The 23,760-nt window shown below is 66.7% G+C and carries 16 protein-coding genes and 1 tRNA gene; 7 read left to right on the forward strand and 10 right to left on the reverse strand.

All coding sequences use genetic code 11. From position 1 onward, the window contains the following. Nucleotides 1–91 precede the first annotated feature (91 nt). The gene (gene aceF, locus CFB40_RS11770) at nt 92–1,732 is read right to left on the reverse strand and encodes a dihydrolipoyllysine-residue acetyltransferase (protein WP_089425764.1); all 1,641 of its coding nucleotides are present in this window, start codon (nt 1,730–1,732) and stop codon (nt 92–94) included. A gap of 68 nt (nt 1,733–1,800) precedes the next feature. Next, complete coding sequence (aceE, locus tag CFB40_RS11775; protein WP_089425765.1) at nt 1,801–4,497, reverse strand: pyruvate dehydrogenase (acetyl-transferring), homodimeric type; 2,697 nt, start codon at nt 4,495–4,497, stop codon at nt 1,801–1,803. 273 nt (nt 4,498–4,770) lie between these two features. Here aceE and fixL point away from each other — a divergent pair, with 273 nt between their 5' ends. From fixL to CFB40_RS11795, 4 genes are all read left to right on the forward strand, one after another. Next, nucleotides 4,771–7,287 carry an oxygen sensor histidine kinase FixL gene (fixL, locus tag CFB40_RS11780; RefSeq protein ID WP_011352574.1) on the forward strand — a complete coding sequence of 839 codons (2,517 nt, stop codon included), beginning with the start codon at nt 4,771–4,773 and terminating at the stop codon, nt 7,285–7,287. Next, nucleotides 7,284–7,922, forward strand: a complete 639-nt coding sequence (fixJ, locus tag CFB40_RS11785) for an oxygen response regulator transcription factor FixJ (RefSeq protein WP_006493245.1) — start codon at nt 7,284–7,286, stop codon at nt 7,920–7,922. The genes fixL and fixJ overlap by 4 nt, the downstream gene beginning before the upstream one ends. A gap of 238 nt (nt 7,923–8,160) precedes the next feature. Continuing rightward, a complete protein-coding gene (gene folD / locus CFB40_RS11790) occupies nt 8,161–9,021 on the forward strand; it encodes a bifunctional methylenetetrahydrofolate dehydrogenase/methenyltetrahydrofolate cyclohydrolase FolD (RefSeq protein WP_089425766.1) in 861 nt (286 codons plus the stop codon). Nucleotides 9,022–9,264: 243 nt separating this feature from the next. Next, nucleotides 9,265–11,352, forward strand: a complete 2,088-nt coding sequence (locus CFB40_RS11795) for a M3 family metallopeptidase (protein ID WP_089431264.1) — start codon at nt 9,265–9,267, stop codon at nt 11,350–11,352. A gap of 61 nt (nt 11,353–11,413) precedes the next feature. Here the strand turns inward: CFB40_RS11795 and dinB are convergent, their stop codons facing one another. Beyond that, the gene (dinB, locus tag CFB40_RS11800) at nt 11,414–12,577 is read right to left on the reverse strand and encodes a DNA polymerase IV (RefSeq protein WP_089425768.1); all 1,164 of its coding nucleotides are present in this window, start codon (nt 12,575–12,577) and stop codon (nt 11,414–11,416) included. Between the two features lie 138 nt (nt 12,578–12,715). Here dinB and CFB40_RS11805 point away from each other — a divergent pair, with 138 nt between their 5' ends. After that, on the forward strand, nt 12,716–13,408 hold the full coding sequence (locus CFB40_RS11805) for an aspartate/glutamate racemase family protein (protein WP_089431265.1): 693 nt from the start codon (nt 12,716–12,718) through the stop codon (nt 13,406–13,408). 102 nt (nt 13,409–13,510) lie between these two features. Here the strand turns inward: CFB40_RS11805 and CFB40_RS11810 are convergent. Further along, nucleotides 13,511–13,587, reverse strand: a tRNA-Met gene (locus CFB40_RS11810). Between the two features lie 183 nt (nt 13,588–13,770). On the opposite strand from CFB40_RS11810, the gene xth reads away from it, so the two are divergent. After that, on the forward strand, nt 13,771–14,547 hold the full coding sequence (xth, locus tag CFB40_RS11815) for an exodeoxyribonuclease III (protein WP_089425780.1): 777 nt from the start codon (nt 13,771–13,773) through the stop codon (nt 14,545–14,547). Nucleotides 14,548–14,570: 23 nt separating this feature from the next. Here the strand turns inward: xth and CFB40_RS11820 are convergent, their stop codons facing one another. The 4 genes from CFB40_RS11820 to glnA form a co-directional block, all read right to left on the reverse strand. After that, nucleotides 14,571–16,685, reverse strand: a complete 2,115-nt coding sequence (locus CFB40_RS11820; protein ID WP_089431266.1) for a prolyl oligopeptidase family serine peptidase — start codon at nt 16,683–16,685, stop codon at nt 14,571–14,573. Nucleotides 16,686–16,774: 89 nt separating this feature from the next. Continuing rightward, nucleotides 16,775–18,289, reverse strand: coding sequence for a nitrogen regulation protein NR(I) (gene ntrC, locus CFB40_RS11825; protein WP_089425782.1), 1,515 nt, complete (start codon nt 18,287–18,289; stop codon nt 16,775–16,777). A 46-nt stretch (nt 18,290–18,335) separates the two neighbouring features. After that, complete coding sequence (gene glnL, locus CFB40_RS11830; RefSeq protein WP_174975551.1) at nt 18,336–19,478, reverse strand: nitrogen regulation protein NR(II); 1,143 nt, start codon at nt 19,476–19,478, stop codon at nt 18,336–18,338. A gap of 159 nt (nt 19,479–19,637) precedes the next feature. Beyond that, entirely contained in the window at nt 19,638–21,053 is a 1,416-nt protein-coding gene (glnA, locus tag CFB40_RS11835) for a type I glutamate--ammonia ligase (RefSeq protein ID WP_089425783.1), read from the reverse strand. A gap of 405 nt (nt 21,054–21,458) precedes the next feature. Between glnA and CFB40_RS11840 the strand changes: the two genes are divergently transcribed. After that, nucleotides 21,459–21,923, forward strand: coding sequence for a rhodanese-like domain-containing protein (locus CFB40_RS11840; RefSeq protein ID WP_089431267.1), 465 nt, complete (start codon nt 21,459–21,461; stop codon nt 21,921–21,923). A 115-nt stretch (nt 21,924–22,038) separates the two neighbouring features. Here the strand turns inward: CFB40_RS11840 and CFB40_RS11845 are convergent, their stop codons facing one another. Then, on the reverse strand, nt 22,039–22,854 hold the full coding sequence (locus CFB40_RS11845) for a competence/damage-inducible protein A (RefSeq protein WP_089431268.1): 816 nt from the start codon (nt 22,852–22,854) through the stop codon (nt 22,039–22,041). Continuing rightward, nucleotides 22,851–23,678 carry an EI24 domain-containing protein gene (locus tag CFB40_RS11850; RefSeq protein ID WP_089425786.1) on the reverse strand — a complete coding sequence of 276 codons (828 nt, stop codon included), beginning with the start codon at nt 23,676–23,678 and terminating at the stop codon, nt 22,851–22,853. Before CFB40_RS11850 ends, CFB40_RS11845 begins: the two co-directional genes overlap by 4 nt. Nucleotides 23,679–23,760 lie beyond the last annotated feature (82 nt).

The following is a 23,760-nucleotide window of genomic DNA, read 5'->3' on the forward strand; positions in this document are numbered from 1 at the left end:
CGACGCTAATAGACCGTTAGCAAAACAGGTTCAACGACAGGGCGTGGATAACAAACAAGAACCCCACGCCCCCGCGAGCCCCCCCCGCTCATCAAAGAATGATGCGACGGAAATCGGCGAGCAACGCACCGAGATACGCATTGAACCGCGCGGCTTCGGCGCCATCGATCACACGATGGTCATACGACAGCGACAGCGGCAGCGTAAGCCGCGGCACGAACTGCTTGCCGTCCCACACCGGCTTCATCTGGCCGCGCGACAACCCGAGGATCGCCACTTCCGGCGCGTTGATGATCGGCGTGAAGTTGGTGCCGCCGATCCCGCCGAGCGACGAGATCGAGAAGCAACCGCCTTGCATCTGGTCCGGCTTCAGCTTGCCGTCGCGTGCGGCCTTCGACAGCTCGGCCATTTCCTTCGCGATGTCGACGAGCCCCTTCTTGTCCGCATCGCGGATCACCGGCACGACGAGACCGTTCGGCGTGTCCGCGGCGAAACCGATGTGGTAGTACTGCTTGAACACCAGGTTGTCGCCGTCGAGGCTCGCGTTGAACGTCGGGAATTTCTTCAGCGCGGCGACGACCGCCTTGATCACGAACGCGAGCATCGTGAACTTCACGCCCGCCTTCTCGTGCTCCTTGTTCAGCTGCACGCGCAGTGCTTCGAGCTCGGTGATGTCCGCTTCGTCGTTGTTCGTGACGTGCGGGATCATCACCCAGTTGCGATGCAGGTTCGCGCCCGAGATCTTCTTGATGCGCGACAGCGGCTTCGCTTCGAACGGGCCGAACTTCGAGAAGTCGACCTTCGGCCACGGCAGCAGGTTCAGCTCGCCGCCGCCTGCCGGCGCGGCTGCCGCGGCCGGTGCTGCGCGCTGGCCGGTCATCACGCCCTTCACGAAGCCCGTGACGTCTTCCTTCGTAATGCGGCCCTTCGGACCCGAGCCCTGCACGCGTGCAACTTCGACGCCGAGCTCACGTGCGAACTTGCGCACCGACGGCGACGCGTGGCTCGCGCGGTATTCGCCCGACGCGGCGGCCGGCGCCGGCGCAGCAGCAGCCGGTGCCGGGGCGGCCTTCGCCGGTGCGGCGGCAGGTGCCGGCGCCGGAGCGGCAGCGGCCGGAGCCGGTGCGCTCGCCTGCGGTGCGGCAGCCGCTGCGCCTGCGGCTTCGAGCAGCACGATCAGCGTGCCTTCCGACACCGAATCGCCCACCTTCACCTTGATCTCTTTCACGACGCCTGCGGCCGGGCTCGGCACGTCCATCGTCGCCTTGTCCGACTCGAGCGTGACGAGCGACTGCTCCTTCTCGACCGTGTCGCCGACCTTCACGCCGATCTCGATCACCGGCACGTCCTTGTAGTCGCCGATGTCGGGGACCTTCACTTCGAGCGTGCCGCCGGCAGCTGCCGGTGCGGCCGCCGGTGCTGCAGCAGCCGGCGCTGCCGCCGGAGCCGGAGCAGCAGCGGGCGCTGCCGCGCCGTTCGCCTGCGCCGCGGCGCCGCCTTCGAGCAGGATGATCAGCGAGCCTTCCGACACGGAATCGCCCACCTTGACCTTGATTTCCTTCACGACGCCGCCGACCGGGCTCGGCACGTCCATCGTCGCCTTGTCCGACTCGAGCGTGACGAGCGACTGCTCCGGTTCGACGGTATCGCCGACCTTCACGCCGATCTCGATCACCGGCACGTCCTTGTAATCGCCGATATCCGGCACCTTCACTTCGATCGCTTGACTCATCTGTTTCTGTCTCCATGGCCGCGCGCGCCCCTCGAGGAAGCGGCGCGCGGCATCACACGGCGTGTGCGTTAAACGGTCATCGGGTTGGGCTTCGACGGATCGAGGTTGTACTTGGCGATCGCGTCCGCGACCACCTTGCGCTCGATCGTGCCCTCGTCGGCCAGCGCGTTGAGCGCGGCGACGGTGACCCAGTGACGGTCGACTTCGAAGAAGTGACGCAGCTTCTCGCGGGTATCCGAGCGGCCGAAGCCGTCCGTGCCCAGCACGACGAAGCGGCGATCGATCTGGCCGCGGATCTGGTCGACCAGCGCACGGACGTAGTCGGTCGATGCGATGACCGGGCCCTGCGTGTCCTTCAGGCACTTCTGCACGTGCGACAGACGACGCTCTTCGGTCGGATGGAGCAGGTTCCAGCGTTCGACCTGGTGGCCTTCACGCGCGAGCTCCGTGAAGCTCGGCACGCTCCACAGGTCGGCGGCGACGCCCCAGTCGTTCTTCAGCAGGTCGGCGGCAGCGATCACTTCGTTGAAGATCGTGCCCGCGCCGAGCAGCTGGACGCGCGGCGCCTTCTTGTCGGCGTCGGCCTTCTTGAACGCGTACATGCCCTTGATGATGTCGGCCGCCACGTGCTCGCCCTGCGGAATCGCAGGGTGCTCGTAGTTCTCGTTCATCACCGTGATGTAGTAGTACACGTCTTCCTGGTCCGCCACCATGCGGCGCAGGCCGTCCTGGACGATCACGGCAAGTTCATAGCCGAAGGTCGGGTCGTAGCTCACGCAGTTCGGCACCGATGCCGCCCACAGGAGCGAGTGGCCGTCTTCGTGCTGCAGGCCTTCGCCGTTCAGCGTCGTGCGGCCCGCGGTACCGCCGAGCAGGAAGCCGCGCGAACGCATGTCGCCCGCGGCCCATGCCAGGTCGCCGATCCGCTGGAAGCCGAACATCGAGTAGAAGATGTAGAACGGCACCATGATCTCGCCGTGCGTCGAGTACGACGTCGCCGCCGCGATCCAGTCGCACATGCCGCCCGCTTCGTTGATGCCTTCCTGCAGGATCTGGCCGGTTTCCGATTCCTTGTAGAACATCAGCTGGTCGGAATCTTCCGGCACGTACTTCTGGCCCTGCTGGTTCCAGATGCCGATCTGGCGGAACAGGCCTTCCATGCCGAACGTACGCGATTCGTCCGGGACGATCGGCACGACGCGCTTGCCGAGCGCCTTGTCCTTCAGCAGGATGTTCAGGATCCGCACGAACGCCATCGTCGTCGAGATCTCGCGGCCTTCGCCCGTGCCCTTCAGCAGCGGCTCGAACGCGTCGAGCGCCGGCACCGGCAGCGACGTCGCCTTCTCGCGGCGGTGCGGCAGGTAGCCGCCGAGGTCCATGCGCTGCTTGCGCATGTATTCGAGTTCCTTCGAGCCTTCCTCGAACTTCAGGTACGGCACGTCGGCGATCTGCTCGTCGGTGATCGGCAGGCGGAACTGGTCACGGAACTTCTTCAGTTGCTCGACCGGCAGCTTCTTCTGCTGGTGCGTGATGTTCATCGCCTGGCCCGACTCGCCCATCCCGTAGCCCTTGATGGTCTTCGCGAGGATGACGGTCGGCGCGCCCTTCGTGTTCGTGGCTTCGTGGAAAGCCGCGTAGATCTTGTGCGGATCGTGGCCGCCGCGGTTCAGCGCCCAGATGTCGTCGTCCGACCAGTCGGCGACGAGCGCCTTCAGCTCAGGCGTGTTGAAGAAGTGCTCGCGCACGAACGCGCCGGATTCCGACTTGTACGTCTGGTACTCGCCGTCGACGACTTCCATCATGCGGCGCATCAGCGCGCCCGACTTGTCGCGTGCGAACAGCGCATCCCAGCGGCTGCCCCAGATGACCTTGATCACGTTCCAGCCGGCACCACGGAATTCCGATTCGAGTTCCTGGATGATCTTGCCGTTGCCGCGCACCGGGCCGTCGAGACGCTGCAGGTTGCAGTTGATCACGAACACGAGGTTGTCGAGCTTCTCGCGGCTCGCCATCCCGATCGCGCCGAGCGATTCCGGTTCGTCCGTCTCGCCGTCGCCGAGGAATGCCCACACCTTGCGGCCTTCCGTCTTCGTGATGCCGCGCGCTTCCAGGTACTTCATGAAGCGGGCCTGGTAGATCGCCATGATCGGGCCGAGGCCCATCGACACGGTCGGGAACTGCCAGAAGTCCGGCATCAGCCACGGGTGCGGGTACGACGAAATGCCGTTGCCGTCGACTTCCTGGCGGAAGTTGTCGAGCTGCTCTTCCTTCAGGCGGCCGAGCAGGAACGCGCGCGAGTAGACGCCCGGCGACGAGTGGCCCTGCACGAACACGAGATCGCCGCCATGCTGCTCGGACGCTGCGTGCCAGAAGTGGTTGTAGCCGACGTCATAGAGCGTCGCGGCCGATGCGAACGATGCGATGTGGCCGCCGACGTTCGTGTCCTTGCCTGCGCGCAGCACCATCGCCAGCGCGTTCCAGCGCGTGTACGAACGGATGCGGTGCTCGATGTCCTGGTCACCCGGGATCTTCGCCTGTGCGGCGACCGGGATCGTGTTGATGTACGGGGTATTCGCGGAAAACGGCAGGTGTTCGCCATGCATGCGGGCGAATTCGATCTGCTTTTCGATCAGGTAGTGCGCGCGGCCAGTGCCCACGGAGGAGATTACGCCGTCGAGCGACTCGAGCCATTCGACGGTTTCCTGCGGGTCGTCGTCATGTTCGGCGGCGACATATTTCATCACTTCGTTCGGTACAGCGGACATTCTCGTCTCCTGGGTCCTGGAATGTGAGGATCGCTCTCGTGCAGACGACGCGACGCGACCGGCTGCGGGCAAGCTCCGACGGATTGTAATGAGCGTGCGCGGGCATGCGCAACAAAATTTTCGAATTGTGAGATCTTTTCTCGCAATGCGGAATATTGCTGCGCTGCACCCATATTCCGGGGCTCTCCGGCGCATCGCGGCTGAACAAATCCGTTTCCGTTCAACATATCCGGTATAGGTTTTCCATGTATTGCGCTGCGCTACAATCCTGCCATGTTGACCGATCGGCTTTTCGCACGCTCGGCGCGACCGTCGGGCCCGCCGGCGGAGTCGCAGCCGTCCCGTTGGCACCACGGACCGTGGTGGTCCAATTCCTATTTGCTGACGCCCCTGCTGTCGATCCTGGTGTTCCTGGTGGTGATGAGCCTCATCCTGTGGAGCCTCAATCGCCGCGAACAGCAGCAGCAGGAAGACACCCTCTTCCGTAACGTCGCATGGGCGCAGCAGCAGATCCGCCTGTCGATGACGGGCGCGCAGGAACAGCTCCAGGCGCTGTCGCGCGATCTCGCTTCCGGCCGCCTCGACCAGAACGCGTTCCAGATGGCGGTCGCGGACGTGATGCAAACGCATCCGGAAATCCTCTACCTGAACTGGTACACGTCGCCCGGCGTGCAGCGCTGGCCGACCGTGCATCCGCCGCTGCTCGGCCAGCGGCTCGCGAAGCCCGGCGAAGCGCAGATGCAGGACGCCGTGCGCGGCGCGTACGACGAGGCGCGCAGCACGCGCCGCCAGGCGTATTCGCCGCTGATCTACGACGACTTCGGCAACGGCTTCATCACGCTGCAGACACCCGTGATGCGCGGCGACCGCGAGTACCTCGGCTCGATCGCCGCTGTGTTCTCGGTCGAAGGCATCCTGAAGCACGACATCCCGCAGGAGTTGTCGTCGAAGTACAAGATCTCGATCACCGACGCGAACAACCGCGAGCTGTCGTCCACGTCGACGCGCCCGCGCCTGCCGCGCGACTCGCACTACGACCTGCCGCTCGATCCGCCCGGCCAGGGGCTGACCGTGCGCGTGTACGCATTCCCGCAGCTCACGAACCTGACCAACAACACGCTCGTATGGCTCGTCGCAGGCCTGTCGTGCTTCGTGCTGTGGAGCCTCTGGAGCCTGTGGAAGCACACGCGCCAGCGCTTCGAGGCGCAGCAGGCGCTGTACGCGGAAGCGTTCTTCCGCCGCGCGATGGAGAACTCGGTGCTGATCGGCATGCGCGTGCTCGACATGCACGGCCGCATCACGCACGTGAACCCCGCGTTCTGCCGGATGACGGGCTGGGACGAAACCGACCTCGTCGGCAAGGTCGCACCGTTCCCGTACTGGCCGCGCGACGCGTACCCGGAAATGCAGCGCCAGCTCGACATGACGCTGCGCGGCAAGGCGCCGAGCTCGGGCTTCGAGCTGCGCGTGCGGCGCAAGAACGGCACGCTGTTCCATGCGCGCCTGTACGTGTCGCCGCTGATCGACAGCTCGGGCCGCCAGACCGGCTGGATGTCGTCGATGACCGACATCACCGAGCCGAAGCGCGCGCGCGAGGAACTCGCGGCCGCGCACGAGCGCTTCACGACGGTGCTCGAAAGCCTCGACGCCGCGGTGTCGGTGCTGGCCGCCGACGAAGCCGAGCTGCTGTTCGCGAACCGCTACTACCGCCACCTGTTCGGCATTCGCCCGGACGGCCATCTCGAGCTGTCGGGCGGCGGCTTCGACCGCGCGCAGGCCTCGTCCGACTCGATCGACATGGTCGACGCGTTCGCGGGCCTGCCGGCCGCCGCGCTGACGAGCAGCACGGCGGACGCGCAGGAGGTGTACGTCGAGAGCATCCAGAAGTGGTTCGAGGTGCGCCGCCAGTACATCCAGTGGGTGGACGGCCACCTCGCGCAGATGCAGATCGCGACCGACATCACGACCCGCAAGAAGGCACAGGAACTCGCACACCAGCAGGAAGAGAAGCTGCAGTTCACGAGCCGATTGATGACGATGGGTGAAATGGCGTCGTCGATTGCTCACGAATTGAACCAGCCGCTCGCCGCGATCAACAACTACTGCTCGGGCACGCTCGCGCTCGTGAAGAGCGGCCGCGGCACGCCGGAAACGCTGCAGCCCGCGCTGGAAAAGACCGCGCAGCAGGCGCTGCGCGCGGGGATGATCGTCAAGCGGATCCGCGAATTCGTGAAGCGCAGCGAGCCGAAGCGCCAGCCGGCGCGGGTCGCGGACATCGTCGCCGACGCGGTCGGGCTCGCCGAAATCGAGGCCAGGAAGCGCAGGATCCGGATCGTCACGGAAATCCTCGCAAGAATGCCTATTATTTATGTCGACCCCGTGCTGATCGAGCAGGTGCTCGTGAACCTGATGAAGAACGCGGCCGAAGCGATGGCCGACGTGAAGCCGGCGTCGGTGGACGGCGTGATCCGCGTCGTCGCCGACATCGAGGCGGGCTTCGTCGACATCCGCGTGATCGACCAGGGCCCGGGCGTCGACGAAGCGACCGCCGAGCGCCTGTTTGAACCGTTTTACAGCACCAAGTCCGATGGCATGGGCATGGGGCTGAACATCTGCCGTTCGATCATCGAATCGCATCGGGGGCGTCTGTGGGTGGTCAACAACGTCGAGCCGGATGGCCGCATATCCGGCGCAACGTTCCACTGCAGCCTGCCCATTGGGGAACCCGCTGATCTCGGCCAAGGGGGGCGCGAGGCATCGGCATCACATACCGTTACGGGAGAACTATGAATAGCCCTGTCACCACCACTCAGGAAACCGTCTTTGTCGTTGACGACGACGAGGCCGTACGGGACTCGCTGCGCTGGCTGCTGGAGGCGAACGGCTATCGCGTGCAATGCTTCTCGAGCGCCGAGCAGTTCCTCGATGCCTACCAGCCTGCCCAGCAGGCCGGCCAGATCGCGTGCCTGATCCTCGACGTCCGGATGTCCGGCATGAGCGGCCTCGAACTGCAGGAGCGCCTGATTGCCGACAATGCCGCGCTGCCGATCATCTTCGTCACGGGTCACGGCGACGTGCCGATGGCCGTCTCGACGATGAAAAAGGGTGCGATGGACTTTATCGAGAAACCGTTCGACGAAGCCGAGCTGCGCAAGCTCGTCGAGCGGATGCTCGACAAGGCCCGAAGCGAAAGCAAGAGCGTCCAGGAACAGCGTGCCGCGAGCGAACGCCTGTCGAAGCTGACCGCGCGCGAGCAGCAGGTGCTCGAACGGATCATCGCGGGCCGCCTGAACAAGCAGATCGCCGACGATCTCGGCATCAGCATCAAGACGGTCGAAGCGCACCGCGCGAACATCATGGAAAAGCTCAACGTCAACACGGTGGCTGACCTGCTGCGCCTCGCGCTGTCGAAGAAGCAGGCCTGAGCGAGCGCCGGCCGCGGCGGCGCTGCCCGCCCGGCCCGCAGCCAGCCCTGGCCGCCCCGCGCGATGCGGCCCACTCGCGCGGCGGCGGCCTTTCTCCCGGCGCGCGAGCGCCGCGGCCATGACGCTTCCTGCTTATTCGCTGTCGGACGGCAGCAGGCGAACGGTATAATCGCGTGCTTTGCTGCGACGCTTCGGGCGCCGCACGACCGCATTCCAACTTCCCGGCAGGACCACCACCATGACAGCCCTCCTCATCGACGGCAACGCCCTTTCGAAGACCCTGCGCGCACAGGCCGCCGAACGCGCCGCCGCCCTGACCGCACGCGGCCACCAGCCCGGTCTCGCGGTGATCCTCGTCGGCGCCAACCCGGCAAGCGAAGTCTACGTGCGCAACAAGATCAAGGCGTGCGAGGACAACGGTTTCTTCTCGCTGAAGGACGCGTACCCGGACACGCTGTCGGAAGCCGACCTGCTCGCGCACATCGACGCGCTGAACCGCGATCCGAAGATCCACGGCATCCTCGTTCAGTTGCCGCTGCCCAAGCACATCGACAGCCACAAGGTGATCGAGGCGATCGCACCGGAAAAGGACGTCGACGGCTTCCACGTCGCGAACGCCGGCGCGCTGATGACCGGCAAGCCGCTGTTCCGCCCGTGCACGCCGTACGGCGTGATGAAGATGTTCGAGGCGCACGACATTCCGCTGCAGGGCGCGAACGCGGTCGTGATCGGCCGCTCGAACATCGTCGGCAAGCCGATGGCGATGATGCTGCTCGACGCCGGCGCGACCGTGACGATCTGCCACAGCAAGACGCGCGACCTCGCCGCGCACACGCGGCAGGCCGACATCGTGGTCGCCGCGGTCGGCAAGCGCAACATCCTGACCGCCGACATGGTGAAGCCCGGCGCGACGGTGATCGACGTCGGCATGAACCGCGACGACGCGGGCAAGCTGTGCGGCGACGTCGACTTCGCGGGCGTGAAGGAAGTGGCCGGCCACATCACGCCGGTGCCGGGCGGTGTCGGCCCGATGACCATCACGATGCTGCTGATCAACACGATCGAAGCCGCCGAGCGCGCCGCCGACGCGGCCGCCTGAGCCCCTGCACCATTCAGCCGGCGTGCGGTTCCGCGCGCCGGCGCCTCGCCGGCCGCACCGCACTGCGTCGGTCGCGCCATCAAACGACTCCACCCCGCATCCGACCCCGCGTCAATCGCGTCGTTAGAAACTAACGATTGGAAAGCGCGCGATGCGCCCCAATAATGTCGATATCGGGCGCCGCGTTGCCTTGCGCGCCTACCCTTTTCACTCCGGTTCATCCGGCAACAGACAGGGAGTCTTATGTCCGCCAGCGCCAACCCCAACCCGCTGCTCGATTTCTCGGGCCTGCCCCGCTTCGGCGAGATCCGCCCGGAACACGTGACGCCCGCGCTCGACACGCTGCTCGATGACGCCAACCGTGCGGTCGAGACGGCAAGCGCGGCCGCGACGCCGGCAACCTGGGCAGCCGTCGTCGAGACGGTCGAGCAAGCGACGGAGCCGCTCGGTCGCGCGTGGGGCATCGTCGGCCACCTGAACGCGGTTGCCGATACGCCCGAACTGCGGGCCGCCTATGGCGAGAATCTGCCGCGCGTGACCGAATTCTGGTCGAGCGTCGGCCAGAACCTCGCGCTGTACGAGAAGTACAAGGCGATCGCCGCAAGCGCCGAATACGCGACGCTGTCCACCGAACGCAAGAAGATCCTGGACAACGCGCTGCGCGATTTCCGCCTGTCGGGCGCCGAGCTGCCCGAGGACCAGAAGCCGCGCTTCGCCGAACTGCAGGAACAGCAGGCCGCGCTGTCGAAGGCATTCTCCGATCACGTGCTCGACGCGACCAACGCGTACGCGTATTTCGTGCAGGACGAGGCCGATCTGGCCGGCCTGCCCGGCGACGCGATCGAGGCCGCCCGCGAAGCCGCGCAAAAGGATGCCAAGGAAGGCTGGAAATTCTCGCTGCACTTCCCGTCGTACTTCCCGGTGCTGCAATACGCGGACAACCGCGCACTGCGCGAGACGCTCTACCGCGCCTATGCAACGCGCGCGTCGGAACTCGGGCCGCAGTACGGTGACGGCAAGGCCGAATGGGACAACACGGCGATCGTCGCCGATGCGCTGAAGCTGCGCCGCGAAGAGGCGCTGATGCTCGGCTTCCGCAACTTCGCCGAAGTGTCGCTCGCGCCGAAGATGGCCGAATCGCCGCAGCAGGTGATCGCGTTCCTCGAGGATCTCGCGACGCGCGCGCGCCCGCACGCGGACAAGGACTGGGACGAACTGCGCACGTTCGCCGCGAAGGAACTCGGCCTCGCCGAACTCGCGCCGTGGGACGTCGCATTCGCGGCCGAAAAGCTGCGCCAGCAGCGCTACGCGTTCTCGGAAAACGAAGTCAAGCAGTACTTCCCGGAGCCGGCCGCGCTGAAGGGCCTGTTCACCGTCACCGAGACGCTGTTCGGCGTGCAGATCAAGCCGGACGACGCGCCGGTGTGGCACAAGGACGTGCGTTTCTTCCGCGTCGAGAACCGCGACGGCTCGCTCGTCGCGCAGTTCTATCTCGACCTGTACGCGCGCGAAGGCAAGCGCGGCGGCGCATGGATGGACGACGCGCGTTCGCGCGCGAAGCGCGGCAGCAGCGTGCAGACGCCGGTCGCCTATCTCACCTGCAACTTCTCGGCGCCGGTCGGCGGCAAGCCCGCCTGCTTCACGCACGACGAAGTCATCACGCTGTTCCATGAATTCGGCCACGGGCTGCACCACATGCTCACGCGCGTCGACGAACTCGGCGTGTCGGGCATCAACGGCGTCGAATGGGATGCCGTCGAGCTGCCGTCGCAGTTCATGGAAAACTTCTGCTGGGAATGGGACGTGCTGTCGTCGATGTCGTCGCACGTCGACACGGGCGCCGCGCTGCCGCGCGAGCTGTTCGACAAGATGATCGCGGCGAAGAACTTCCAGAGCGGGCTCGGCACGCTGCGTCAGATCGTGTTCTCGATGTTCGACATGCTGCTGCACGTCGACTTCGACCCGGCGGGCGCCACCGGCGTGACCGAATTCGCGCGCGAGATCAACGAGCGCTATCACGTGATCCCGCAAGCCGCGTTCTCGCGCTGGCCGAACACGTTCAGCCACATCTTCGCAGGCGGCTACGCGGCCGGCTACTACAGCTACAAGTGGGCCGAGGTGCTGTCGGCCGATGCGTACGCGGCGTTCGAGGAAGCGGCGGCCGCAAGCGGCAGCGTGCTCGACGCGGCGACCGGCACGCGCTATCGCCGCGAAATCCTCGAGGTCGGCGGCAGCCGCCCGGCGATGGATTCGTTCAAGGCGTTCCGCGGCCGCGAGCCGCAGATCGATGCGCTGCTGCGCCACAACGGGATGGCTGCGCCCGCGCACTGAGCGGGCCGCCAGCGCGTTCGGCTGCATGTGAGCAAAGGCACCGCTTCGGCGGTGCCTTTTTTCATGGCGCGGGCGACTCGTCGTCGAACAGCGAGAACTGCCCGTGGCGCTCGGCGGTATCTTCGTCGATACGCACGCCGACGCCGAGCAGCCGCACCGCCTGCGCCCGCCGTTGCAGCCCCTTCGCGAGCAGCGTGACGGCCGTGTCCGCATTCGTCGCATCGGCCACGCACTCGACCGTCGTGCGCTGGAAGTCGGCGAAGCGGATCTTCACGTACAGCTTGCGGATCGAGCGCGCGGCGCCCGCCCGTTCGATCCGCGCGTCGAGTTGCACGACGAGGCGGCGGATTTCCTCCGCGCACTGCTCGAGCGTCGTCAGGTCGGTCACGTAGGTCGTCTCGACACTGACCGACTTGCGCTCCTGGTCGGCCTGCACGCGCCGCTCGTCGATCCCGCGCGACAGTTCGTACAACCGCCGCCCGAACGCGCCGAATTCGCGGTGCAGGTCGATCAACGGCCAGTCGCGCAACTGCGCGCAAGTCTGGATGCCGAGCCGGTCGAGCCGCGTGGCCGTCACCTTGCCGACGCCGTGCAGCTTGCGCACCGGCAGCGCCGCGACGAACGCGTCGATCTCGTGCGGTCGCACGACGAACAGCCCGTCGGGCTTGTTCCAGTCGGACGCGATCTTCGCGATGAACTTGTTCGGCGCAACGCCGGCCGACACGGTCACGCCGACCGTGTCGAACACGCGCTGGCGGATCTCCCGTGCAATCAGCGTGGCACTCCCCTGGCACCGCTCCGACCCGCTGACGTCGAGGTACGCCTCGTCGAGCGACAGCGGCTCGACGTCGGGCGTGTAGTCGCGATAGATCGCCATGATCTGCCGCGATGCCGCGCGGTACTTGTCCATCGCGGTCGGCAGGATCAGCAGGTCCGGGCACTTGCGCATCGCCAGCGCCGACGACATCGCCGAATGCACGCCGTAGCGCCGCGCCTCGTAGTTGCAGGTCGCGATCACGCCACGCTGGTCGGGCCGGCCGCCGACCGCGAGCGGCCGGTTGCGCAGCGACGGGTCGTCGCGCATCTCGACCGACGCGTAGAAGCAGTCGCAGTCGCAGTGAATGATCTTGCGCATGCGCGGCTGCGCGTCGGCCGGCGGCGGCACGTGCGGATCGGCAGGCGGAATGATGGTCGGGTTCACGGTGCCGATACTGTACAAAAACACAGTGCCGGTTTCAACTGTCGCGTGCGGCCGGGCCCGGCGGCGCCGTACTGGCCCGCCTTGCGCGGATCGTACCGGCCGGGCACGGACAGCCGCGCCTATACTCGTCTGCCGCAAGACACGAAACGCAAAAGGTGACGGATGAAGACGATCGGACTGATCGGCGGGATGAGCTGGGAATCGTCGGCCGAGTACTACCGGATGATCAATCGCCATTCGAAGGCGTTGCAGGGTGGACACCACAACGCGAAGAGCGTGCTGGTCACGGTCGATTTCGCGGAGATCGAAGCGCTGCAGCGCACGCACGACTGGGCCGCGCTCGGCGAACGGATGGCCGGCGCCGCACGACAGCTCGAAGCGGCCGGCGCCGATCTGGTCGTGCTGACCACCAATACGATGCATCGCGTCTGCGATGCGATCGAAGCCGCGGTGAAGTTGCCGTTCCTGCACATCGCCGATCCGACCGGCACTGCGCTGCGCGATGCGGGCGTCGAGCGCGTCGCGCTGCTCGGCACGCGCTACACGATGGAGCTGCCGTTCTACGCGGAGCGGCTGCGCGGGAAGTTCGGGATGGAGGTGCTGGTGCCGGACGAACGCGGGCGCGACGACGTGCACCGGATCATCTACGACGAGCTGTGCCACGGCATCGTCTCGCCGGAATCGCGCGCGACGTACGTGGCGATCATCGAGGAACTGGCCCGGCGCGGTGCGCAGGCCGTGATCCTCGGCTGCACGGAAATCACGCTGCTGATCGGCGCGGACGACTCGCCGCTGCCGGTGTTCGATACGACCGCGCTGCATGCGAAGGCGGCGGTCGAGTGGGCGGCGCGCTGATCGCTGCCGCGCGGAAAACAAAAAACCCGGCACGGGGCCGGGCCGGGTTCCTGTCGACGAAGCGCGCATCGGTCACTTGCGCTGCACATCGTCTGGTGTGCTTGGTTGCGGGGGTAGGATTTGAACCTACGACCTTCGGGTTATGAGCCCGACGAGCTGCCAGACTGCTCCACCCCGCGTCAGAGAAATAAATTATAGGGTGAGGGAGTACTCACGTCAATACTTTTGTCACAATTTCTTCCCGGTTCATCGAAACAGCTGCGCGCGGCGCCTCCCCCGCCCCGCACGAAGCGCGCGTTCGCGCCCCGTGCTCGCGGTAAGATGGCGGCCTTCGCATTCACCCCGCACGCACACTCCCGTTCATGAAAATCGCCACCTGGAACGTCAACTCGCTCAACGTCCGCAAGCAGCACGTGCTCGACTGGCTCGCGCAAAGCGGAACCGACGTGCTGTGCCTGCAGGAACTGAAGCTGCCGGACGAGAAATTCCCGCGCGCCGATCTCGAGGCGGTCGGCTACCGCAGCTGGTTCACCGGCCAGAAGACCTACAACGGCGTCGCGATCCTCGCGCGCGACACGCTGTCCGTCGACGAATCGGACGTCGTGCGCAACATCCCCGGTTTCGACGACCCGCAGCAGCGCGTGGTCGCCGCGACGGTCGACGGCGTGCGCATCGTGTCCGCCTATTTCCCGAACGGCCAGGCGCCCGACTCCGACAAGTTCGTCTACAAGATGCAATGGCTCGACGCGCTGCAGGCATGGCTGCGCACCGAGCTGCAGCGCTACCCGAAGCTCGCGCTGCTCGGCGACTACAACATCGCGCCGGAAGACCGCGACGTGCACGACCCGGCGAAATGGGAAGGCCAGAACCTCGTGTCGCCGCAGGAGCGCGCCCACTTCGCGCAGCTGATCGAGCTGGGCTTCGTCGACGCGTTCCGCCGCTTCGAACAGCCGGAGAAGACCTTCACGTGGTGGGACTACCGGATGATGGCGTTCCGCCGCAACGCGGGGCTGCGCATCGACCACGTGCTGCTGTCGCCGGCGCTCGCGGAAACCTGCACGTCGTGCGAAGTCGATCGCACGCCGCGCACGTGGGAACAGCCGTCCGACCACACGCCCGTCGTCGCGGTCGTCGGCTGATCTCCCGGGCAGCCCGCGCGCGTTCAGCGCCGCGCGGACGCCGGCCCGAGATGGGCCCACAGGAACCCGAATTCGGCCGCATCGGCCTCCGCGCGTTCCAGATCGTCGGCGCTGCCGTGGCCGCCGTCGGTATTCTCCCAGTACCACACCCGTTCGTGACCGAGCGCGTGCATGCGCGCGGCCATCTTGCGTGCATGCGCCGGATGCACGCGGTCGTCGCGCGTCGACGTCGTCAGCAGCAGCGGCGGATACGCGACGCCTTCGCGCACACGGTGATACGGCGAGTACGCGGCTAGCGCCGCACCTTCGTGCGGATCGTCCGGGTCACCGTATTCGTCGAGCCATGCGGCGCCCGCGTGCAGCTTCGGATAACGCTGCATGTCGAGCAGCGGCACGCGGCAGAGCACCGCGCCGAACAACTCCGGCCGCTGCACCATGCACGCGGCGACCAGCAGCCCGCCGTTGCTGCCGCCTTCGATGCCGAGCTGCGCGGCGGTCGTCACGCCGGTCGCGACCAGATCCTCGGCCACCGCGATGAAATCGTCGAACGAACGCTGACGGTGTTCGCGCTGCGCATCGACGTGCCAGCGCGGCCCGAACTCGCCGCCGCCGCGGATATGCGCGAACGCCATCACGCCGCCGCGCTCGAGCCACCCGATACCGAACGCATCGCTGTAGCCCGGCAGGTTCGGAATCGCGAAGCCGCCATAGCCCGACAGCAGGCACGGCCGCGCGACACGCGCGGCGCCGTCGGCCACGTCGAGTGCATCGCGCGGCCCGATCAGCGTGTACGGCACCATCGTGCCGTCTTGCGAACGCGCGCTCGCGCGACGCACGACGAGCCCGGCCGCATCGAACTGCACCGGCGGCCGGTCGAGCAGCACGCGGCGCGACGGCGCATCGTCCGCGCGATCCGCAAGGTCGGCCAGCCAGCATTCGGGCGGATCGAGATAGGTGTCGACGTCCACGTAAATCTCGTCGTTCAGCGTCGATTCGACGGGCTCGACGTCGATCTGCGCATCGCCCGGCCCCGGCCACTCGAACGGCCGCGCGTCCCACGTCCACGTGCCGTCGTCGGCCTGGCTCGGCTGCCACAGCATCGTGCGGTTGTGCACGTCGTCGAGCCAGCTCGCGATCAGCGTCGTGCGCGTGTGCGTCCACGTGCATGCGGACGTCGACGGTTGCGGCGCGAACAGCGTCGTGAGTTCGCGCGACCCGGCCAGGAACGCCTGCTCGCGGATCGCGAGCAGCGAGCCGCCCGCATGGCGCACGCCGTCGCACTCCCAGTCGAGGCGCGGCTCCAGCATGAGCCAGCCTTCCCAGAACCCGACCTCGACGTGGGTCGGCACGTCGTAGCGCACCCACTCGCCCGCCTCCGTCAAGCGGTACGCATGTGCGTCGAAGAAATCGACGCTGCGCCACGCGACGTGACGGTTGTCGATCGGATCGAATCCCGCACCCGCGCTGATGTCGTCGGGTTCGCCGCGGAACACGACGGGCGCGTCGGCGAGCGCGGTGCCACGCACCCAGCGCCGCGCTTCATACGGATAACCGGCCGCGGTCGCATGCGCTTCGCCGCGATCCCAGCTCACGTAGACGGTATCGCGATCGATCCAGCCGACCGTGTGATGCCCCGGCTCGTCGATCGTGAAACCGCCGTCGACGAAACGACGTTCGACGAGATCGAATTCGCGCACGACGACCGCGTCGGCCCCGCCCGGCGACAGCGACAGCAGCGCGCGATCGCCGTCCGGGTACAGGATCGCGTCCTGCTCGAACACCCACGACTCGCCCTCCTCCGCACCGAGCGCGTCGACGTCGAGCAGCGTTTCCCATGCCGGTTTTCCCGCGCGCCAGTCGTCCCAGCGCGTGCGGCGCCACAGCCCCTTCGGATGGAGATCGTCCTGCCACAGGTCGTAGGCCCAGTCGCGCCAGCGCGTCGGAATCACCGGGCGCTCGCGCGGCAGGTACGCTTTGGCGAGGCGCGCCGTCAGCGCGCGATACGCGTCGTCGTCACGCAGCGCGGCGCGCGTGCGCGCATTCTGCTCGTCGACCCACGTGCGGGCGCGCTTGCTGTCGAGCGCTTCGAGGAAACGGAACGGGTCGGCCCCGGTGGGCCAGCGGAAGGAATCGGACATTGAGGATCGGCGGAATGGCAAACGGCGTGCAAACCGCGATTATGTCCGATCGCGGCATGCGCGATGCCCGCGCATGCCGCAAATCGTGCTCAGGGCTCCAGATGGAGTTCCTGGATCTTGCGCGTGATGGTGTTGCGGCCGATGCCGAGCCGCTCCGCGGCCTCGACCTTGCGGCCACGCGTGAAGTCGAGCGCCTCGCGGATCACGGCCGCCTCGAAGCGGCGTGCGAGTTCGTCCATCACGTCGGCCGAGTTCTCGCGCAACAGCCGTGCAACCTCGGTGCGCAGGCCGTGCTCCCACAGCGGATAACCGGCCGGCACACCGCCGTTCGGCGCCGCCCCGACGGGCGCGGACGCCACCGCTGCCACACCGGTCGCCGGTTGCGCGAGCGCCGTCTCGCCGCCGCCGTGCGCATCGGCACCGTCGCCCGTTGCAGCGACCGGCGCGCCGGCCGGCACGAGGTCGGGCGGCAGATCCTTGATCTCGACCGTCTGCGCGGGCGCCATCACGGTCAGCCAGTTCGCGAGGTTCTCGAGCTGGCGTACGTTGCCGGGAAACGCCAGCGACGTGAGGTAAGCCAGCGCTTCGTCGGACACGCGCTTCGGCTCGACGCCGAGATCGCGCGCGCTCTTCTGCAGGAAGTGGCGCGTGAGCAGCGCGATGTCCTCGCTGCGCTCGCGCAGCGGCGGCAGGCGCAGCCGGATCACGTTGAGCCGGTGGTAAAGGTCCTCGCGGAACAGCCCCTGGCGCACGCGCGATTCGAGATTCTGGTGCGTCGCGGCGATCACGCGCACGTTCGCGCGCAGCGGGTTGTGGCCGCCGACCCGATAGAACTGCCCGTCCGACAGCACGCGCAACAGGCGCGTCTGCAGGTCGAACGGCATGTCGCCGATTTCGTCGAGGAACAGCGTGCCGTTCTCGGCCTGCTCGAAGCGGCCCTGCCGCGTCGTCTGCGCGCCGGTGAACGCGCCGCGCTCATGGCCGAACAGCTCGGATTCGAGCAGGTCCTTCGGAATCGCCGCGGTGTTCAGCGCGATGAACGGCCCGTTCGCACGCGGACTGTGACGGTGCAGCGCACGCGCGACGAGCTCCTTGCCGGTGCCCGATTCGCCGGTGATCAGCACGGTCGCGGCCGAGTGCGACAGCCGGCCGATCGCGCGGAACATGTCCTGCATCGCGGGCGCCTGGCCGAGCATCTCGGGCGCCTCGGCCACGCGCTCGTCCTGCGGCGCGCCGCCGCGCAGGCTTTCTTCCACCGCGCGGCGGATCAGCTCGACCGCCTTGTCGACGTCGAACGGCTTCGCGAGATATTCGAACGCGCCGCCCTGGAACGCCGCGACGGCGCTGTCGAGATCGGAGAACGCCGTCATGATGATGACGGGCAGGCCCGGCAGGCGCTCGTGCATCGCCTGCAGCAACTCGAGGCCCGAGCCGCCCGGCATCCGGATGTCGGATACGAGCACCTGCGGGGTCTCGTGGTCGAGCGCGGCCAGCGCGTCACGCACGTTCGCGAAGCTCTTCGTCGCGAAGCTGTCCCGGGCGAGCGCCTTTTCGAGCACCCAGCGGATCGATTGGTCGTCGTCTACTATCCAGATCGGCTTCATAGGTCGGTCAGATATGGGTAAATCTGGTGAATCGCCATGCCGCCGCTCAATGGTCGAGCGGTAGCAGGATCTGAAATTCGGTACGTCCGGGCCGGCTTTCGACCTCGATCGTCCCGTCATGCTGCTGCACGAACGTCTGCGCGAGCGTCAAGCCGAGGCCGCTGCCGTCGTCGCGCCCGGACACGAGCGGGTAAAAGATCCGGTCGCGGATTTCCTCCGGAATGCCGGGCCCGTTGTCGATCACGTGCAAGTCCAGTGCCAGCCGGTACAGGCGCTTCGCGATCGTCACCTTGCGCGCAATGCGCGTGCGCAGCTCGATCTTCGCGTCGCCCTGCGCGATGCGTTCGCGCAGCGCCTGCGCGGCGTTGCGCACGATGTTGAGCAGCGCCTGGATCAGTTGCTCCTTGTCGCCGCGCAAGTCCGGCACGCTCACGTCGTAGTCGCGCTCGATCGTGAGCCCGCGCGGGAATTCCGCAAGCATCACCGCGCGCACGCGTTCGCATACTTCATGAATGTTCACGTCGCCGACGATGTGCGGGTGCCGGTGCGGCTCCAGCAACCGGTCGACGAGCGTCTGCAGGCGGTCGGACTCCTTGATGATCACCTGCGTGTATTCGCGCAACTCGCCGCGCTCGCGCTCGCCGAGCTCGAATTCGAGCAGCTGGGCTGCGCCGCGAATGCCGCCGAGCGGGTTCTTGATCTCGTGCGCGAGGTTGCGGATCAGTTGCTTGTTGACCGCGGTCAGGTCGTGGATGCGCTCCTCGCGATCGGTACGCGACTGCCGCTCGTTCTCGAACAGCTCGACGAGCACGAAATCGGGCGCGGTCTCGAGAAAGCCGACGATCGCGTGCACATGCAGCGGTTCGCGGCCGGGCCGGTCGAGCACGGTATCGAGGTGCGTCGCGTGAAAGCGTTCCTCGCCGATCGCGGTGATCGTCGATGCCAGCTCGTTCGCATTCGGAAAAATCTCGCCCCACGGCCGCTGCGCGAGCTGCCGGCGCGAGATGTCGAGCATCGCCTCGGCAGACGGATTCGCGAACGCGATCCGCAGCGTCTTGCGGTCGAGCACGATCACGACCGTCGGCAGCGCTTCCAGCCCCGCCAGCAGGCCCGAGCGTGCGAGCCGCTCGTCGTCCGTCAGTCGCTCGGGCTGCCCCGTTCTCGCCTTGATCAGATTCTTCAGAACCATCTGCGTGCTTGTCGCGCCTCAACGGGCCAGAAAAGGAAAATCACGGGAACAAAAAAGGGACGGCTGGACGCCGCCCCTTTCAGACTCCGCCGTTCCCGCCGCAGGCCGCGCGACGGGAACGAACCGGCATGACGGCGCTGAATCGAGCGCCATCGCCGATTAGAGCGAGTAGTACATCTCGAACTCGATCGGGTGCGTCGTCATGCGGAACTTCGCCAGCTCCTGCTCCTTCAGCGCGAGGTACGCGTCGAGCATGCCGTCCGTGAACACGCCGCCACGGGTCAGGAACTCGCGATCCTTGTCGAGCGCTTCGATTGCCTGGTCGAGGCCCGCGCAGACGGTCGGGATCTTTGCATCCTCTTCCGGCGGCAGGTCGTACAGGTTCTTGTCCGCGGCTTCGCCCGGATGGATCTTGTTCTGGATCCCGTCGAGGCCTGCCATCATCAGTGCCGAGAACAACAGGTACGGGTTCGCCATCGGATCCGGGAAGCGCGTTTCGATACGGCGGCCCTTCGGGTTCGACACGTGCGGAATGCGGATCGATGCCGAACGGTTGCGTGCCGAGTAGGCGAGCTTGACCGGTGCTTCGAAGTGCGGGACCAGACGCTTGTACGAGTTCGTCGTCGGGTTCGTGATCGCGTTCAGTGCACGGGCGTGCTTGATGATGCCGCCGATGTAGAACAGCGCCAGTTCCGACAGGCCGGCGTAGCCGTTGCCCGCGAACAGGTTCTGGCCGTCCTTCCAGATCGACTGGTGAACGTGCATGCCCGAACCGTTGTCGCCGACGACCGGCTTCGGCATGAAGGTTGCCGTCTTGCCGTACGAGTGCGCGACGTTATGGATGATGTACTTCGACCATTGCGTCCAGTCGGCGCGCTGGACCAGCGTCGAGAACTTCGTGCCGATTTCGTTCTGGCCCTGGCCCGCCACTTCGTGGTGGTGCACTTCGACCGGGATGCCGAGCTGTTCGAGCAGCAGGCACATTTCCGAACGCATGTCCTGGAACGTGTCGACCGGCGCGACCGGGAAGTAGCCGCCCTTCGTGCCCGGACGGTGGCCCGTGTTGCCGCCTTCGAATTCCTTGCCGGCCGACCACGGTGCTTCTTCCGAGTTGATCTTCACGAAGCAGCCCGACATGTCCGTGTTCCACTGGACCGAGTCGAAAATGAAGAATTCCGGTTCCGGACCGAAGTAGGCCGTGTCGCCGATGCCCGTGCTCTTCAGGTACGCTTCCGCGCGCTTCGCGAGCGAACGCGGGTCGCGCTCGTAGCCCTTGCCGTCGGCCGGCTCGACCACGTCGCAGGTCAGCACCAGGGTCGACTCTTCATAGAACGGGTCGACGAAGGCGGCGGTCGGGTCCGGCATGAGCAGCATGTCCGACGCCTCGATGCCCTTCCAGCCGGCGATCGACGAGCCGTCGAATGCATGGCCGCTTTCGAACTTGTCTTCGTCAAACGCCGAAACCGGCACCGACACGTGCTGTTCCTTGCCGCGCGTATCCGTGAAGCGGAAATCGACAAACTTGACGTCCTCGTCCTTCACGAGCTGCATGACGTCGGCGACGGTTTTACTCATAACCTCTTCTCCTGATTGAACAATTCCGGCGGACTGGGAACCGCCTCGTTTATCGAGCTGACCGGGGTCTTGCTTTGGCGCAGCGCGCCCCGATTCGACCGAATCCTATAAAGCAGCTTCCGTGCCACCTATGCGCGAGATTGGCGCGAATCGCGCCAGCGCTCGTCGCGACGGGGCTGTGCTGCGCAATTCCGGGGCTCGACTGCCCACCGCCTGCCAACCGGAAGCACCGCGATGGTGCAATCATCGCAGCGCGCTCCGTTCGCGGAATCATCTTGGTGCATGCGCACCATTCTGCACTCTTTTGGTGAGCGCGTGTGGGGTGCGCACACCGTACTCCACGCGGACATCCGTGCCGCGACGCCGCGCTAGAATGTTCGTTTGACCGATAGGAGACTCCCTGCCATGAGTACGCTCGACCAGCTTTATGCGAAGGCCGACGAACGCCGCGCACAAGCCGCGCTCAACTACGCCGGGGCGCTGCTGCCGGCCGAGGCGTTCGAACTGCTGCAGCTCGATCCGTCGGCGCGCCTCGTCGACGTGCGCACCCGCGCCGAACTCGACTGGATCGGCCGCCCGCTCGTCGGCGACGGCCAGTACCTGCACCTCGAATGGACGCGCTACCCGGGCGGCGTGCCGAACACCGAATTCGTCAACGAACTGAAGGCGGCCCTCCCGGCCGATACGCCCATCCTGTTCCTGTGCCGCAGCGCCGCGCGCTCGAAGCTCGCCGCGGTCGCCTCCACGCAGGCCGGCTTCACGAAGGCCTTCGACCTGCTCGAAGGCTTCGAGGGCGCGAAGGACGCCGAAGGCCACCGCAAGACGGTCGAAGGCTGGTGCTTCCGGAAACTGCCGTGGATCGGCGCCTGACGGCACGCCGCTCCCGCCGGTTGCGACAACCCCATCGTCGAGCCGGGCGATGACATGCCGATGACGGGCCGCGTTGCGCGGCCCGTGGTTTTTGTGCGGCTGATTGAGGGGCCGCTCAGGCGCGCGGCGTATCGGGTTCGACGACGTCGCCGCCGAGCAGGTGCACGCCTTCGCGCAGCTTCACGTATGCAGCCGCGACCGCTTCCGGCTCACCCTTCACGCCGAGGTCGATGTGGCGGCGCGCATAGATCCCGCCACGCTCCGCATCGCCGACGCTCGGCAGGCTGAACACGCGCACGCCCGGGAAATCGCGCTCGATGCGCTCCATCAGCGGCGTGAGCGTCGATTCCGGCAGCTCGAACACGTACAACGAGCGCTCCGCGTGCGGCGTCGCGTGATGCAGGTGCGCGTACTTCGTGTCGAGCACCCATTCGATCATCGGCCACGCCATCACCGGGAAGCCCGGCACGAAGTGCAGGTCGCCGACCGAGAAGCCGGGAATCCGGTTGTAGCCGTTCGGGATGATCGTCGCGCCCACCGGGAACACGCCCATGTTGAAGCGGTGCTGGTTCTCCGGCGACTCGAAATCGACCGGCTTGGCCGGATCGGTGTGCGTTTCGCGGATCCGCTCGGAAATCAGCACCTTCGCTTCCGGATGCAGTTCGAGCGGCACGCCGAGCGCGGCGGCCGCGCACTGGCGCGTGTGGTCGTCCGGCGTCGCGCCGATGCCGCCCGTCGAGAACACGATGTCGCCCGACGCGATCGCGCGGGCGAGGGTCGCCGTGATGCGCGCCGGATCGTCGCCGACGTATTCGGCCCAGTCGAGCGTGAGGCCGCGCGCGCCGAGCAGCTCGATGACCTTCGCCAGATGCTTGTCCTGTCGGCGGCCCGAAAGGATTTCGTCGCCGATGATGACGATGCCGATGCTCATGCCTGCCCCATGTCGATTGCGGTGGCGCGCGAACTCGCACGCAGGTCCTCCAGCGCGCGCAGGCAGTAATGCCCGAACCACAGCGCCGAGAAGACGAGGATGAAAGCGTATACCCAGATCATGGCCGCCGCGACGAACGGGAACAGCACCATCATCCAGACCGACGATACCCACACGAAGGTCGGCACGGTGCCGAGCAGCCCGGTCGCGACGCCGATGCCGATCAGCGGCCAGCGATGCTGCCGCACGAGCGCCCGGCGCTCGTCGCGGCTCGCGTGCAGCGCGAGCGCGTCGTAGGTCATCACGCGGTAGGTGAGCCAGCCCCAGATCACCGGCGGCAGCAGCGCGAAGAACGGCGGAATCAACCACAGCGGGATCGTGACGACCAGCACGACGACGCCGGCCAGCGCCGCCCACAGCGAATTGAACACGCTGCCGAAGAAGGTGCCGCCCCGCTTCGCCTCGAGCGCCGCGAACTGCCGGTTCGCGAGGTGCTTGATCACGACCGGCATCGAAATCGTCGCGATCAGCAGCAGCACGGTCAGCACGATCAGCGGAATCGCGAGCGACACGACCACGAACGGCGCGACGACGGCATGCAGCTGCGACATGCCGATCGCGTCGAACGCACGGTACAGCATGGCCGTCAGCACGAAGCCGTCGAGCGCGCCGCGTGCGAGGTCCAGCAGCGATTGCCACGAGAACCACAGCACGACGCCCCACAGGACGGCCGAGACGAGAAACGGCATCAGGGTGAGCCACAGCATGCGCGGATGCAGTGCACTCGCCAATGCCCGGACGAAGGAACGCAGCAAGTCGTTCATGCGAGCCTGTATCGACGGAGAAAAACGGGGAAAGGATAAACCACGCGGCCCGCATGCGCCAAAGCACATGCGGGCCGCGTGG

Origin of the sequence: Burkholderia sp. AU31652 (assembly GCF_002223155.1) — a bacterium.
GTDB lineage: Bacteria > Pseudomonadota > Gammaproteobacteria > Burkholderiales > Burkholderiaceae > Burkholderia.